General features: G+C 69.1%; 17 protein-coding genes. 8 read left to right on the forward strand and 9 right to left on the reverse strand.

Translation table 11 applies throughout. The annotated features are described in order from the left end of the window. Positions 1-98 precede the first annotated feature (98 nt). Complete coding sequence (locus KSED_RS06455) at positions 99-1,037, forward strand: heme o synthase (RefSeq protein ID WP_015779298.1); 939 nt, start codon at positions 99-101, stop codon at positions 1,035-1,037. A gap of 410 nt (positions 1,038-1,447) precedes the next feature. Here KSED_RS06455 and KSED_RS06460 read toward each other — a convergent pair whose 3' ends face one another. The 4 genes from KSED_RS06460 to KSED_RS06475 form a co-directional block, all read right to left on the reverse strand. Further along, entirely contained in the window at positions 1,448-1,780 is a 333-nt protein-coding gene (locus KSED_RS06460; RefSeq protein WP_237699573.1) for a COX15/CtaA family protein, read from the reverse strand. Positions 1,781-1,992: 212 nt separating this feature from the next. After that, complete coding sequence (locus tag KSED_RS06465) at positions 1,993-3,639, reverse strand: hypothetical protein (protein ID WP_015779299.1); 1,647 nt, start codon at positions 3,637-3,639, stop codon at positions 1,993-1,995. Continuing rightward, entirely contained in the window at positions 3,636-4,340 is a 705-nt protein-coding gene (locus tag KSED_RS06470) for an ATP-binding cassette domain-containing protein (RefSeq protein ID WP_015779300.1), read from the reverse strand. Before KSED_RS06470 ends, KSED_RS06465 begins: the two co-directional genes overlap by 4 nt. A gap of 32 nt (positions 4,341-4,372) precedes the next feature. Beyond that, positions 4,373-4,561, reverse strand: coding sequence for a hypothetical protein (locus KSED_RS06475; protein ID WP_015779301.1), 189 nt, complete (start codon positions 4,559-4,561; stop codon positions 4,373-4,375). A gap of 691 nt (positions 4,562-5,252) precedes the next feature. On the opposite strand from KSED_RS06475, the gene KSED_RS15025 reads away from it, so the two are divergent. Both KSED_RS15025 and KSED_RS15030 read left to right on the forward strand, forming a co-directional pair. Beyond that, positions 5,253-5,417 (forward strand): hypothetical protein, encoded by a 165-nt coding sequence (locus tag KSED_RS15025; protein WP_174260697.1) that lies wholly within the window; start codon positions 5,253-5,255, stop codon positions 5,415-5,417. 79 nt (positions 5,418-5,496) lie between these two features. Further along, on the forward strand, positions 5,497-5,793 hold the full coding sequence (locus KSED_RS15030; RefSeq protein WP_049758392.1) for a transposase: 297 nt from the start codon (positions 5,497-5,499) through the stop codon (positions 5,791-5,793). A gap of 108 nt (positions 5,794-5,901) precedes the next feature. Here KSED_RS15030 and KSED_RS06485 read toward each other — a convergent pair whose 3' ends face one another. From KSED_RS06485 to KSED_RS06505, 5 genes are all read right to left on the reverse strand, one after another. After that, complete coding sequence (locus KSED_RS06485) at positions 5,902-6,237, reverse strand: hypothetical protein (protein ID WP_143827356.1); 336 nt, start codon at positions 6,235-6,237, stop codon at positions 5,902-5,904. Positions 6,238-6,331: 94 nt separating this feature from the next. Then, a complete protein-coding gene (locus KSED_RS06490) occupies positions 6,332-7,120 on the reverse strand; it encodes a hypothetical protein (RefSeq protein WP_143827357.1) in 789 nt (262 codons plus the stop codon). Positions 7,121-7,256: 136 nt separating this feature from the next. Next, positions 7,257-8,219, reverse strand: coding sequence for a COX15/CtaA family protein (locus tag KSED_RS06495; RefSeq protein WP_237699574.1), 963 nt, complete (start codon positions 8,217-8,219; stop codon positions 7,257-7,259). A gap of 71 nt (positions 8,220-8,290) precedes the next feature. Further along, the gene (locus tag KSED_RS06500; protein WP_015779305.1) at positions 8,291-9,028 is read right to left on the reverse strand and encodes an ABC transporter permease; all 738 of its coding nucleotides are present in this window, start codon (positions 9,026-9,028) and stop codon (positions 8,291-8,293) included. After that, positions 9,025-9,750 (reverse strand): ABC transporter ATP-binding protein, encoded by a 726-nt coding sequence (locus tag KSED_RS06505; protein WP_015779306.1) that lies wholly within the window; start codon positions 9,748-9,750, stop codon positions 9,025-9,027. The genes KSED_RS06500 and KSED_RS06505 overlap by 4 nt, the downstream gene beginning before the upstream one ends. A 99-nt stretch (positions 9,751-9,849) precedes the next feature. Between KSED_RS06505 and KSED_RS06510 the strand changes: the two genes are divergently transcribed. From KSED_RS06510 to sufC, 5 genes are read left to right on the forward strand one after another with little or no spacing between them, the layout of a single operon-like run. After that, the gene (locus KSED_RS06510) at positions 9,850-10,566 is read left to right on the forward strand and encodes a helix-turn-helix transcriptional regulator (RefSeq protein ID WP_015779307.1); all 717 of its coding nucleotides are present in this window, start codon (positions 9,850-9,852) and stop codon (positions 10,564-10,566) included. After that, positions 10,563-12,014 (forward strand): Fe-S cluster assembly protein SufB, encoded by a 1,452-nt coding sequence (gene sufB / locus KSED_RS06515; protein WP_015779308.1) that lies wholly within the window; start codon positions 10,563-10,565, stop codon positions 12,012-12,014. The genes KSED_RS06510 and sufB overlap by 4 nt, the downstream gene beginning before the upstream one ends. Beyond that, positions 12,014-13,303, forward strand: a complete 1,290-nt coding sequence (sufD, locus tag KSED_RS06520; RefSeq protein WP_015779309.1) for a Fe-S cluster assembly protein SufD — start codon at positions 12,014-12,016, stop codon at positions 13,301-13,303. The genes sufB and sufD overlap by 1 nt, the downstream gene beginning before the upstream one ends. After that, positions 13,303-13,671, forward strand: coding sequence for a non-heme iron oxygenase ferredoxin subunit (locus KSED_RS06525; protein ID WP_015779310.1), 369 nt, complete (start codon positions 13,303-13,305; stop codon positions 13,669-13,671). The genes sufD and KSED_RS06525 overlap by 1 nt, the downstream gene beginning before the upstream one ends. Positions 13,672-13,703: 32 nt before the next feature. Continuing rightward, positions 13,704-14,465 carry a Fe-S cluster assembly ATPase SufC gene (gene sufC, locus KSED_RS06530; protein WP_015779311.1) on the forward strand — a complete coding sequence of 254 codons (762 nt, stop codon included), beginning with the start codon at positions 13,704-13,706 and terminating at the stop codon, positions 14,463-14,465.

Below are 14,465 nucleotides of genomic sequence, written 5' to 3' on the forward strand. Positions count from 1 at the left end.
ATACGATGGGGCACTGCAGCAGCCGGCCGAGGGCCTGATGCTGCCCAGAACCACTTACCCCTTCCCGAGAGGACGCCGTGACTTCAGGGGCTGATCAGGTGACGGCCAGTCGCGTCACCCCCGCGGACACCGACCGGTGGTCCACCGTGCGGGCGTACATCTCCCTGTGCAAGCCGCGCATCATCGAGCTGTTGCTCATCACCACCTTCCCGGTGATGTTCCTGGCCGAGCGCGGTGTGCCCAGCTGGTGGCTGGTGATCGCCACGCTCGTCGGCGGGACCCTCTCGGCCTCGAGCGCGAACGTCCTGAACTGCTACCTGGACCGCGACATCGACGCGAAGATGCACCGCACCAGCAACCGGCCGCTGGTCACCGGGCAGGTCTCGCCGCGGGCGGCGCTGGTCTTCGGCACCGTGCTGGGTGTGGCCTCGGTGCTCTGGCTGGGCCTGCTGGTCAACTGGCTCTCGGCCGCGCTGTCCTTCGGGGCGATCGTGCTCTACGCGTGGTTCTACACGATCGTGCTGAAGCGGCGCACCAGCCAGAACATCGTCTGGGGCGGGCTCGCGGGCTGCATCCCGGTGCTCATCGGCTGGTCGGCGGTCACGAACTCGCTGGACTGGCCGGCGCTGGTGCTCTTCGTCTTCGTCTTCTTCTGGACGCCGCCGCACTACTGGCCGCTGTCCATGAAGTTCCGGGAGGACTACGCCAACGCCGGGGTGCCGATGCTCCCGGTGCTGGAGAACAACATCGCCGTGGGGCGCAAGATCGTCCTCTACGCCTGGGCGACCTTCCTGACCTCCCTGGTGCTCATCCCGGTGGGCCCGATGGGGTGGATCTACACGGTGGTGGCGGTTCTCTCCGGTGGGCTGTTCGTCATGGAGTCGCACACCCTGCTGCGCGGCGCCCGGGCGGGGCTGTCCGAGGCCGAGATCAAGCCGATGCGGCTCTTCCACTACTCGATCAGCTACGTCTCGGTGCTCTTCATGGCCGTGGCGATCGACCCGCTGCTGTACTGGGCGCTCCCCGGCCTGGGCTGATCTGTCCGGCGGATCACCAGAGCGCCCCCACCGCTCAGCGGTGGGGGCGCTCTGTGTTGCCGGCGTGTGGCGAACCGGTCGCTTGCTGTTGCTGCCGTGCGGCGTCCCGGTCGGCTGGACGGCCTGGGCGCCGCACGGCCGCCGCTCCAGCAAACATCACGCCGCACGGGAAGGTTGGTGCCGCTCTCTATCGGCGTCTCCGCGACTCTGGCCAATCTATGCGGCGCAGAATGCTGCTTGGGCGGGCTCGGGGGAACCATCTGTGACGCATGGATGAGGGCGCGGGGCTTCAGAGGGGGCGGGCCATGCAGGCGGGCCGGCGTGTGCTGTGGAGGGTTCGACCGGGGACGTGTGCGGCACCCGGGTGATGGGAATCGGTGGTCAGCACCGGCACGACTGGCCGGCGCGGCTCACCGGCGGACGGAGAGCACCGCCCAGGTGAGGATCCACGCCATGAGGCTGGCGCCGAGCATGTGCAGCCAGACCAGGGTCGCCGGGACGGCCAGGGCGTACTGGACGTAGCCGATGAGGCCCTGCAGCACGGTCACCCCCAGCAGCGCCCACCACACCCGACGGGTGCGCTGGCTGACCTGCGGCAGCAGGTGCAGGGCCAGGAGCATCGCGGCCAGCAGGCCGCAGAAGAGCATCACCGAGTCGGCGTGCAGCCAGGACATGGTCTTCACGTCGAAGCCATAGCGGGCCGGTTCGTCGGCGTCGCCGGAGTGGGGGCCGGAGCCGGTCACGAAGGTGCCTGGTGAGGTGCCATCCCCATCTGCAACGCGTGTTGTCGACCAGAGGAGGGCTGGAGCCTGCCAACTCGTCCTCCTAGCACCCCCGTTCCGGAATCAACTCAGTGGCGGCCGCACAGCGAGCCCGAGATCGATGACCGGACAGTCACCTGGAACCACGGCACCAGCGGTTACAGGCTGACCACCGAGGCCGTGGGCGCACCCAATCAGGCTTGTGCCCGACAGTCGCGGAGCGAGGCGAGGGTCGTCGGCATCGTGTTGCTCGGACCGTCCCCCACTCCGAACAGTTGCTGCAGGTCCCATACGTCGGTGCCCTGGCACCAGGCCGCAGTCGTGTAGGCCAGCGACTCTGCTGACGGTCCTTCGAGGGCGTCCGGTGGAGTCAGGCCACGGGTGCGAGACTGCCCGACACTGGGGCGAACGTCCGCACCGTCGGCACCCACGTTGCTCGGGATGACACCGGCTGTCACGAGGTGAACGGTGCGCGGTAGCGCCTCGGGATGAGCGGACGACGCGTAGATTTCCTCCACCGTTCGAAGGGCTGCCGGCACGTAGCCCGCATCGGGGGCCGGAGCGCACACCTGAACGTCGACCCTGACACTGCGTGAGCAACTCTCGAAACCATAGGCCTGCGCCCAGCGAGCGTCCACGTCTTGAGATGGAGGCTTTGGAGTGGCGATCACGAGAGCAAGAACCGCGACAAGCCAGAGCGGGGCCAGCCACGCCCGCCCTGAAAACCACCCGATGACAGCCCCCACCGCGGCGAAGGCCACCCCCTCGAGCACGACCACACAGACCACAGGCCAGCCCGCAGCGAACTCCCGCAGCACCACGTTCATGGGCACGTGCCGAGCGAGGTCAGCGGCCGCCACGAGCGCCAGCACGGTGATCGGGACGAGCAGACCGACAGCGGCAACGCGTGCGGCCCGGCCGACAGTGCGGCCGACAAGCTCGGCGGGGCTGCGGGTGGAGAGTTCCTCCCACTGCGTCACTCCCGCGCGCCACCGAGCCTGGCCAGTGACTAGTCCTGCCACGGCAGCGGTCCCCATGAAGATGAAGTGCGCCGAGGGGATGTCTTTGGCAAGCAGAAGCCGAGGGCTCCCTCCCCAGAACGGCAGACTTGCCATCTCGGTCCAGATGACAGAAAGAGAAACAACTGCCATCAGTGGAGTGGTCAGCGCCACTCCGCCCAACCCTGACCGGGGGCCGGAGTCTGCGGATTCTGCCCGTGAGCCGCGAGACGCCCGCTCCGCCCTTGGGCGCCGAAGAGTCACACCGGTCAGGTAGGAGCCAGCCCCCAAGGCCCACACGAGCCCGCAGGTAAGCAGGCTCAGGTTGGGCTCACCGGTGGACTCGAGATGCAGCGTGCCCGGAGCTCGAAGGGCACCGAGAATCCCGTCGCTCAGGGTGGGCTCTAGCGGCCAGCCGAAGAACATCGACGCGAGGGCCACAACAGTGGGGAGCACCCAGATGGCAGGTCGCGGCACCACGGTCAGGCTCAACAGTCCCCAACCCATGAGGGCCGCAGTGTTGCGCCACGCGGCGAGCGCCTGAGGGTCACCAGGGAAGGTGAGCACCGACAACGCGCCGGTCAGAGCCAGCGTGATCGCCACCAGGGCGCCTCGACGGGCAAGGAGCGATCGCGGTGCGATTCGGTCGAGATCGTGCTCGTTGACGAAGGCGAAGAGCAGGGGCAGAGACATGGCCACGGAGATCCACAGGGGTCCCACATCGATCGATCCGCCAAGGCTGGCCGCGGCGACCAGCGCCGCCATGACACCGGTGGCGATGACAGCGGCGACGGCACAGCGAGGCAGCTCCTGGTGCCTGGCCCAGAGCAGCCAGCCTTTCACTGCGCAACCAGTTCGAGGTAGGCGGCGCGCACAGTCGAGAGCTCCCGGGTGGGGCTGAACCTGTCGAATGTCCCGTCGAAGACGAACGAGCCCTGGTTCATGACTGTGATGGTGTCCGCGTGGTCGAGGACGTCCTCGACGATGTGTGTCGAGATGACGACGATCGCATTTTGCGAGACCTGGTGCAGCAGCTCGTTGAGAGAGTCCCGCTGCGCCATGTCGAGGCCGGCTGTTGGCTCGTCGAGCACGATGAGCTCGGGACTGGCGACCAGCGCCGAGGCGACCCCGACTCTTCGACGCATCCCCCCTGACAGTGCCCTGATGCGATCGTCGGCACGCGTCTCGAGGTCCACGAGTCTCAACAGACGGTCGACCTCCGAGGTGGTGGCCTGATCGTCCAAACGCTTGAGCCAACACATGTAGGCCAAGTGCTCTCGCACCGTGAACCGCGATCGGCGAAGGTTGTCCTGCGGCAGGAAGCCCACGCGCTCCCGAACCTGACGAACCGGTGCACCACCCAGCATGATGCTGCCCCCATCGAGGGGCTGCAAGGTCACGACGGCACGCATCAGGGACGTCTTGCCGGCGCCGTTTGCCCCGAGCAGCCCATGCAGGCCGTAGCCTCGCCGCCACGAGACCTCCTCGACGGCGGTCCGCTTGCCATAGTGAATCGTGGCCCGTTCCACCTCGAGCTCAGTCACTCACATCACTCCCGTGTGTCACATGCGAAGAATCAGTCGAGGTGGATGCGGAACTGACCACTGCCGCTCTTGCAGGTACCGGTCACATCGCGGCGGTCGATCGAGTAGCTGCAATTCGACGGTGCGGCATGAGTGGCAGGCGTGGCCACCATCAGCGGCGCTCCGATCACCGCAACGGCTGCTGCAGGCGCAAGCAGCTTCTTGAAGAAGGTGAATGTCATTGTCTTCTCCTCATGGGATGAGCCCCCCCAGTTGGAAGCTCGCGGAGGAGGGTAGCAGCCAATAGGGCTCTTCGGAGTTTGGCATGCGGAGGGCTGGGGCGGGTTCGGTCAGGGTGGTGGGTGCAGGGGTCGAGGTCCCGGGCATGATCTGAGGACTTTTGCTCCCTCGGATCGCCAAGGGCCTCGACTATGCCTGAGCCTACTTCCCCGTGCCCTGCTTCCTCGTGTGTCGACTGTCAGACCTGGCTGGGGCTGCCCGGTATGAAGGTCACGAAGGTCGCTGACTCGGGCACAGCAGGGCTGGTGGTGAACATTGAGTCCGTGCGGGAGCCTGCCGGGTGCCCGCACTGTGGGGGTGATGGTGACCGCTCACGGCCTTGTCCAGGTGGTGTTGGTACGCGCCCTCCTTCGGTCGGCCGGTGCAGCCGGTGTGGTCCAAGTGGCGACACGTGTGCCGCGAGGACCTGTGCCCGGGTGGGAGCCTCACCGAGCAGGACCCGGCTGTGGCCCCGTCCATGGGCGGGTTGACGGCTCGGGCAGTGGTCTGGGCCGTGGGCGAGTTGCGCGGCAGGCATGCGTCGACCGGGGTCTGGCCCGCCGGCTGGGGGTGGACTGGCACACCCTGTGCAAAGCGGTGTGCGCCCGCTTGGAGGACCTGGAGGCCGACCCAGCCAGGTTCGAGGGGGTGACGATGCTCGGGGTCGATCAGCACGTCTGGCGCGACGTTGACCCCTGCACGCGAGGCCCGCGGATGCTGACCGGGATGGTCGACCTGTCCCGGGACCAGGGCCACCGGACCCGTGCCCGGCTGCTGGACCTCGTCCCGGGCCGTTCCGGGGCCGTTTACGGGGCGTGACTGAGTGATCGGGACAGGGTTCGGCGACGGGTGCAGGTCGCCACCCTGGACCCCTTCCACGGGTACAAGAACGTGATCGATGAACCTCGCAGATGCGGCCGTGGTCGTGGATGCCTTCCACGTGGGGAAGCTCGCTACCGCGTGCGTGGACGATGTCCGTCGCCGGGTCCAGCTGGACACCACCGGCCGCCGCGGCCACAAGGACGACCCGTTGTACGGGATCAGGACCCTGCTGGGCGGTGCGCGGGACGGTCTCAGCGAGGCCGAGATCAAGCCGATGCGGCTCTTCCACTACTCGATCAGCCACGTGTCGGTGCTGTTCATGGCCGTGGCGATCGACCCAATCTTCCACTGGTCGCTGCCCGGCCTGGGCTGATCGACCGGAACGGCGGGAGCAGGGGAGCGCCCCCACCGACTAGCGCGGTGGGGGCGCTCCCCTGCTGAGGGCGTGCTGGTCCCGCTCAGGGGGCCAGCCAGGAGGCGCTCAATTCGTGAGGCGCACGTCGCGCACGAAGGCGATGCCGCCTGTGCGACAGGACTGAGGGATGTCGAACTCCGAGGCCGTGGAGACCAGGCCGGCCCCAGCCTCGATGCCCTCCCCGTCCTGCACGGTCTTGCCCTCCACTGAGACGCCGGGGACCGAGCCATCGCTCACCTCTGTCCCCTGCGGCCAGATGATGGCCGTCCGCAGGTCCTCCGGCTCGACCCCGGGGTCAAGTGATTCGAGGGATGGCTCAACCACCCAGCAGCCGTCCTCCGGCAGGTAGCGGAGCGTCCCCGCGAGATGGGCTTCGCCGGTCCTCGAATCGTCATCGGCCACCCAGAGCGTGGTGCCGCTCTCGGTAACGGTTCCAGGGGGGGAGCTGCTGCACCCGGCGAGCCCGATGGCTGTCCCCATGAGGACCCAACTCGTCTTAGCCGACCAAGACATATGCGTTCCAGTTCTTGGTGACCCGGTTGAGAAAAGTGAACAGGGACCGCTCCTGAGTGAATGCAGACGTGCACTTCAGGGTATTGCTCCCTGACCACTCGAGCCGGCCTCCCCCATTGATGGATTCCTCGCCACCCTTTGCGTCAGGGTCGAAGTGGACTGTGATCTGACCGTCCACCTGGCTCTTGACCCGCCGCGTCTTGGCTGAAGCGTCGGACGGTGCAGCCGCAGCCACGAATACTTCGGTCCGTCCGCTGATGGCGTCGACGCGTGCCACCGTCTCCGCTCCGAATTGCTGCTCGACCACTTCGGCGCCGTCACGCGCCGCCTGGACGCGTGCCTCATGGTTGAGCGGGAGGCCTCCTTGGAGCTTCGCGGTGGTGCCGGTGGGGAACTGGGCAGGGCCCGTCGGCGCCGCACCGGTGAATCCCACCCAGACTGAACGGTCAGGAACTGAAAGGGTGGAACCCGTGAAAGCTTGAGGGTCCCTAGCTGCCAGCTTGTCAATCTCAGCTTGCACGGACTTCTGCCACTCGAGGTCCGCCTTGACGGAAGCCACACTGCGGCCTTCCTGCTCAGCAATGGTGGCAGCATCCGCTGCATCGGCTGCCGCTGAGTCAGTCGCGGAGGTCGGCGCAGACCCATCGCTCTGAGTTGCGGCCGCCAAGGGGGCTGATTGCTCTACTGAGACTGAGGAAGCTGATGGGGGGGAGGTCATGGGGCCGGCCAGCAGTCCGGCCGCAAGAAAGCCGGAGGAGAGCATGGAGAGCATGGCTATTCCATTCTCGATGTGGCCCGGAACAGATCCGGATGTTCGAGTGTAGCAACATGCTGCGTGAACACATCATGAACGCCAGGTGAACACTTGTGCGCCTCCCGGCGATCTTGAAGTTTCCCGGACGGTTTCCTCACCGGCGGACGGAGAGCACCGCCCAGGTGAGGATCCACGCCATGAGGCTGGCGCCGAGCATGTGCAGCCAGACCAGGGTCGCCGGGACGGCCAGGGCGTACTGGACGTAGCCGATGAGGCCCTGCAGCACGGTCACCCCCAGCAGCGCCCACCACACCCGACGGGTGCGCTGGCTGACCTGCGGCAGCAGGTGCAGGGCCAGGAGCATCGCGGCCAGCAGGCCGCAGAAGAGCATCACCGAGTCGGCGTGCAGCCAGGACATGGTCTTCACGTCGAAGCCATAGCGGGCCGGTTCGTCGGCGTCGCCGGAGTGGGGGCCGGAGCCGGTCACGAAGGTGCCCAGCAGCATCACGACGAACCCCAGCCCGGCGGTCAGGAAGGCCACGACGTTCACCGGGCGGGGGAGCGGCTCGGGGGTGACCTCGTCGACATCGCGGTCGAACCACAGGGCCGCCGCGGCCGCCGAGATGAGCACCATCGACACCAGCAGGTGGGCGCTCACGGTGACCGGGTGGAGGCTGGTGAGCACCGTGATCCCGCCGAGGACCGCCTGCACGACGACACCGGCCAGTACGATCCATGTCCACGGCAGGATGCGCGACTGGCGGCGCCCGCCCCGGCCGATGACCGCCAGGACCGTGAGCAGAGCGACGATCCCCACCAGCCCGGTCAGGGTGCGGTTGCCGAACTCGATGTAGGGGTGCCACCCGTCGGCCGGCGTCACCACGGGCGTGATCGAGCCCTCGTGGCACTCGGGCCACCGCGGGCAGCCCAGGCCGCTGGCGGTCAGGCGCACCAGGCCGCCGGTCAGGACGATGCCGATCTCCACGGCGAGGTTCAGCCAGAGCAGGGGCCGCACCATCGTGCCGAGCCAGCTCCAGAGCCGGCTGGGGAGACCTCCGCCGGAGGACGGGGGAGAGGCCGGGGCGGGACGGGAGGAAGTGGTGGAGGGGGTGCTCACGGGGGCAAATCCTACGCGCCGTCGTGGACCGGTCGGTGGGGCCCGCCCCACGATCCGACCCGCCGCTCACCTCAGTCCGACCAGCGGAAGACGCGCGTGGCCAGAAGGCCGCCGAGTACCGCCCACGCGGCCAGCACCGCCAGGGCGCCGAGGTCCCACTGCCCGTGGGCCAGCGCCGCCCGCAGGCCGTCACCCAGGGCGCCCGATGGGGTGAGCCGCACCAGCTGCGCCCAGGGCTCACCGAACCGCTCGCTGGGCAACAGGCTGCCCAGGGCGAGGAAGACCACCCACAGCAGGTTGGCCACCGCCAGCACCGCCTCGGCCCGCAGCCGACCGCCCACGAGGACGGCCAGCACCACGAACGCAGCGGCGCCCAGGACCCCCACCGCCAGCGCCGGCGCCATGCCGACGAGCTCCGGCCGCCAGCCCAGCAGCAGGCCCACCGCGCCGAGCACCACCACCTGCAGGGTGATCACGGCCAGCACGGCCAGCACCCGGCCGGCGACGAGGCCACTGGTGCCCAAAGGGGTCGTGCCGAAGAGACGCAGCACCCCGTAGCGGCGGTCGAAGGCCAATGAGATCGCCTGACCGGTGAAGGCCGTGGACATGATGGCCAGGGCGAGGACGCCCGGAACGGCCAGGTCGATCCGCTCGCCCTCGCCGAGCGACGGGTAGGTCGTGAAGGCCAGGGCCAGCAGGGCGAGCAGGGGCAGGGCGAGCGAGACGAGCAGCTGCTCGCCGTTGCGGAGCAGCACTCCGGTCTCGTAGCGGCCCTGGGCCAGCACGCGCTGGGTGGGGGAGGTGCTCACCGGACCCCCTCCCGGCCGGTGAGGGAGAAGAAGCGCTCCTCCAGAGTGGTTCCCGCGGCGACCTCGGCGGGGGTTCCCTGGGCCAGGCAGCGGCCGTCGTCGATGACGACGACGTGGTCGGCCAGGCGCTCGGCCTCCTCGAAGTTGTGGGTGGTCACCACCACGGCCGTGCCCTCCTGCGCGATGCGGCGCACGACTTCCCAGACGTCCAAGCGGCTGTGGGGGTCGAGGCCGGCCGTCGGCTCGTCCAGGAACGTGACCTCGGGACGGGCCACCAGTGCGGCGGCCAGCGCGACGCGCTGCCTCTGGCCGCCGGAGAGGCGGCGGATGATGCGGCGGTCGTAGGCCTGGATCCCGAGGCGCTTCCACAGGTCCCGCCACGGCCGCGGGTTCGGGTAGAGCCGCGAGAGGTGGGCCAGCAGGACCGAGGGGCGCACGCCGGTGGGCAGTCCTCCGTCCTGCAGGGCCACCGAGACCCGTGCCCGGTGGGCGGCGGTCGACCGCCACGGCTCGGCACCGAGCACCCGGACGCTCCCGGAGGCGGCCGGCAGCAGCCCCATCGACGCCTCCACCATCGTGGACTTGCCCGCGCCGTTGCGCCCGAGCACGCAGGTGACCGCGCCGGCGGGCGCGTGGAAGGTCAGCCCGTCCAGTGCCCGGACGTCGCCGCGCAGCAGGCGCACGTCGTCGAAGCGGACCGCGGGGGAGGAGGGGGTGGACACGGGGAGCACCCTACTTCGGGTGACGCGTCGCCCGAATCCGGGTGAGGCAGGCCTACCTTGGACGGGAATCATCAATTAGCGCACACTGTTGTGGTGTTTATGAGCGAGCAGGCGAGGACCACCCGGGACCGGGTCCGCTCTGCCGTCTCGCAGGACGGTCCCATCACCGCCCGGGAGCTCTCGGAGCAGCTGGACCTGACCCCGGCAGCGGTGCGCCGTCACCTGGACGCCCTGGCCGCCGAGGGCACGATCACCGAGCACGAGCCCACCGTCACCGCGGGCCACCGCGGGCGGGGCCGCCCCGCCCGGGCCTGGGTCCTGTCCGACGAGGGACAGGCCACCCTGCCGACCGCCTACGATGCGGTCGCGCTGGAGGTCCTCACCTTCCTGGAGCAGACCCAGGGGCCGCAGGCGGTGGAGCAGTACGCCCGGGACCGGGCCCGCCGCCTGGTCAGCCAGTACGCCGAGCAGGTGGAGCGCGCCGGAGACGACCCCCTGGACCGTGCGGCCGCCCTCTCGTCGGCGCTGCGCCAAGACGGGTTCGCCTCGTCCGTGCGCGAGGTGCCGCAGGTGCGAGGCCTGCAGCTCTGCCAGGGGCACTGCCCCGTGCAAAACGTGGCCGAGGCATTCCCCACGCTGTGCGAGGCGGAGGCCGACGCCTTCTCCGAGCTGCTGGGCGTGCACGTCCAGCGCCTGCAGACCCTGCCGGCCGGCGGGCACGTCTGCACCACCTTCGTCCCTGCGGCCACGGTCACCGACCGCCCGCAGGTGTCCGACACGACCACCCACCCCACCACCGAGGAGAGGTCACGATGACCACGACGGCCAATGGCACCCCCAGCGGCGCCTCCCACATCGAGGAGCTGAACCCGGGCCTCAAGGACCTGGGCCGCTACGAGTACGGATGGCACGACAGCGACGACGCCGGAGCGACCGCCCAGCGCGGCCTGTCCGAGGCCGTGGTGGAGGACATCACCACCCGCAAGGGCGAGCCGGAGTGGATGCGCACCATGCGCCTCAAGGCCCTCAAGCTGTTCGACCGCAAGCCGATGCCCCACTGGGGCTCGGACCTCTCGGACATCGACTTCCAGAACATCAAGTACTTCGTGAAGTCCACCGAGAAGCAGGCCACCAGCTGGGACGAGCTGCCCCAGGACATCAAGGACACCTACGACAAGCTGGGTATCCCCGAGGCCGAGAAGCAGCGCCTCATCGCCGGGGTCGCGGCCCAGTACGAGTCCGAGGTGGTCTACCACCAGATCCGTGAGGACCTGGAGGAGAAGGGCGTCATCTTCGTCGACACCGACACCGCCCTGCGCGAGCACGAGGACCTGTTCCGCGAGCACTTCGGCAGCGTCATCCCCTCCGGTGACAACAAGTTCTCCGCACTGAACACCGCGGTGTGGTCCGGTGGCTCCTTCATCTACGTGCCGCCGGGCGTCCACGTGGACATCCCGCTGCAGGCCTACTTCCGCATCAACACCGAGAACATGGGCCAGTTCGAGCGCACCCTCATCATCGCCGACGAGGGCTCCTCGGTGCACTACGTCGAGGGCTGCACCGCGCCGATCTACCAGTCGGACTCGCTGCACAGCGCCGTCGTGGAGATCATCGTCAAGAAGAACGCCAAGGTGCGCTACACGACCATCCAGAACTGGTCGAACAACGTGTACAACCTGGTCACCAAGCGCGCGACCTGCGCCGAGGGCGCCACCATGGAGTGGATCGACGGCAACATCGGCTCCAAGGTGACGATGAAGTACCCGGCCGTCTTCCTGATGGGGGAGCACGCCAACGGCGAGACCCTCTCGGTCGCCTTCGCCGGGGAGGGCCAGCACCAGGACGCCGGCGCCAAGATGGTGCACAACGCCCCGCACACCACCAGCTCCATCGTGAGCAAGTCGGTGGCCCGTGGTGGCGGCCGCACCTCCTACCGCGGCCTGGTGCAGGTCGCCGAGGGCGCGTACGGCTCGAGGTCGTCGGTGGTCTGCGACGCCCTGTTGGTGGACCAGATCTCCCGCAGCGACACCTACCCCTACGTCGACATCCGCGAGGACGACGTGCAGATGGGGCACGAGGCCACGGTCTCCAAGGTGTCCGAGGACCAGATGTTCTACCTGATGTCCCGCGGTGTCTCCGAGACCGAGGCCATGGCCATGATCGTGCGCGGGTTCGTCGAGCCCATCGCCCGTGAGCTGCCGATGGAGTACGCCCTGGAACTGAACCGCCTGATCGAGCTGCAGATGGAAGGAGCCGTCGGCTGATGTCGCTGCTCAGCAAGACCGACGAGAACACGCAGGGCGCTCCCGCCGGCCGCCTGGCCCCAGCCGCCACGCACACCGACCCGGCCGCGCAGCTGGGCACCCCGGCGAAGGACGAGTCCCGGGCCAAGCGCCTCCGGTCCGAGGACCCGGCGGACTTCCCCGTGCCCACCGGGCGCGAGGAGGAGTGGCGCTTCACGCCGCTGGACCGCCTCGGCTCCCTGTTGACCGAGCGCGCCACGGACACCGCCGGTGACCACCCGGCCACGACCTGGGACATCACGGACACCCAGTACGTGGTGACCCCGCTGGCTCCCGGCCAGGCGCCCCGCGGCACCGTGCTGGTGCCCGAGGACCGCGCGGCAGTGGTGGCCTCGGCCGGGTGCGAGGAGGCGCTCCACGTGCAGATCCCGGCGGACACCGAGCTCGACGAGCCGCTGGTGGTCCGCGTGACCGGCCACGGCGCTGGTCGCCGCTCGAACGCCCACGTGGTGATCGAGGCCGGGACCCACAGCCGCGCCCTGGTGATCCTGCAGCACACCGGGTCCGCCGAGCACGGCGAGAACGTCGAGATCCTGGCCGGCGACGGCTCGCAGCTCACCGTCGTCTCGCTGCAGGAGTGGCAGGACGATGCGGTGCACACCGGCCAGCACGAGGCCCGCATCGGCCGAGACGCGACCTTCCGCCACATCGTGGTCACCCTCGGTGGTGACCTGGTGCGCCTGAACACCAACGTCTCCTACGACGGCCCCGGCGGCTCGGCCAACCTCTTCGGCGTGTACTTCGCCGATGCGGGGCAGCACCAGGAGCACCGCGTGTTCGTCGACCACAACGCGCCGAAGTGCCACTCGGACGTCCTGTACAAGGGCGCTCTCCAGGGCGAGACGGCCCGGACCGTGTGGGTGGGTGACGTGCTCATCCGCGCCGAGGCCGAGGGCACCGACACCTACGAGATGAACCGCAACCTCGTCCTGACCGACGGGGCGCGGGCCGACTCGGTGCCGAACCTCGAGATCGAGACCGGCGAGATCGAGGGCGCGGGCCACGCCAGCGCCACCGGCCGCTTCGACGACGAGCAGCTGTTCTACCTGATGGCGCGGGGCATCCCCGAGTCCGAGGCCCGCCGCCTGGTCGTGCGCGGCTTCTTCGCCGACATCGTGGGCCGCATCGGCGTGCCCGAGGTCACCGACCGCATCATGCGGGCGATCGAGGTGGAGCTGGGCTTCGAGCCGGCCGACGCCGAGGAGCTCCAGGCGCTGGAGGCCGGGTCCGAGCACGAGGCGATCGTCTGATGGCGTCGACCCCCGCCGGGACGCCCGCCACCGGCTCCATCCCCCAGGGGCAGGCGGAGGAGTTCCTCGTCGGCACCGTCGACGAGCTCCCCGCCGTCGGGGGAGCGGTCGTCGAGCTCGGCGGCCGCCGGGTGGCCGTGGTGCGCGACTCCTCGGGCCGCATCCACGCCATCGACGACACCTGCACCCACGCCAACGTGTCGTTGGCCGAGGGGGAGGTGACCGGCGACACCATCGAGTGCTGGTTGCACGGCTCGGAGTTCGACCTGAACGACGGGTACCCGCTGAGCCTCCCGGCCACCCAGCCGGTCGCGGTGCACACGGTGCGCCTCGACGGCCCCTCGATCTACGTCACCCTCGCGGACTGACTCCGCGACCCACATCTGAGAGAAGGACACACATGAGCACCCTGGAGATCAAGGACCTGCACGTCTCGGTCAGCACGGACGACGGCGAGGACAAAGAGATCCTCAAGGGCGTCACGCTGACGATCAACTCCGGTGAGACGCACGCCATCATGGGCCCCAACGGCTCCGGCAAGTCGACCCTGGCCTACTCGATCGCCGGCCACCCGAAGTACCAGGTGACCTCCGGCACCATCACCCTGGACGGCGAGGACGTGCTGGCCATGAGCGTGGACGAGCGCGCCCGGGCGGGCCTGTTCCTGGCCATGCAGTACCCGGTGGAGGTGCCGGGCGTGACGGTCAGCAACTTCCTGCGCACCGCGAAGACCGCCGTGGACGGCGAGGCCCCCAAGCTGCGCACCTGGGTCAAGGACGTCAAGAACACGATGTCCGACCTGCGCATGAAGCCGGAGTTCGCCGAGCGCGACGTCAACGCCGGGTTCTCCGGTGGTGAGAAGAAGCGCCACGAGATCCTGCAGATGGAGCTGCTGCAGCCGAAGATCGCCGTGCTGGACGAGACCGACTCCGGTCTGGACGTCGACGCGCTGCGCATCGTCTCCGAGGGCGTGAACCGCTCCAAGGAGGCCTCGGACATGGGCGTGCTGCTCATCACGCACTACACGCGCATCCTGAACTACATCAAGCCCGACTTCGTGCACGTCTTCGTGGACGGCGCCGTGGCCGAGGAGGGCGGCCCGGAGCTGGCCGACCGCCTCGAGGCCGAGGGCTACGACCGCTACACGCAGGCGGCGGTCTGA

This window comes from Kytococcus sedentarius DSM 20547, assembly GCF_000023925.1.
GTDB classification, from domain to species: Bacteria; Actinomycetota; Actinomycetes; order Actinomycetales; family Dermatophilaceae; genus Kytococcus; species Kytococcus sedentarius.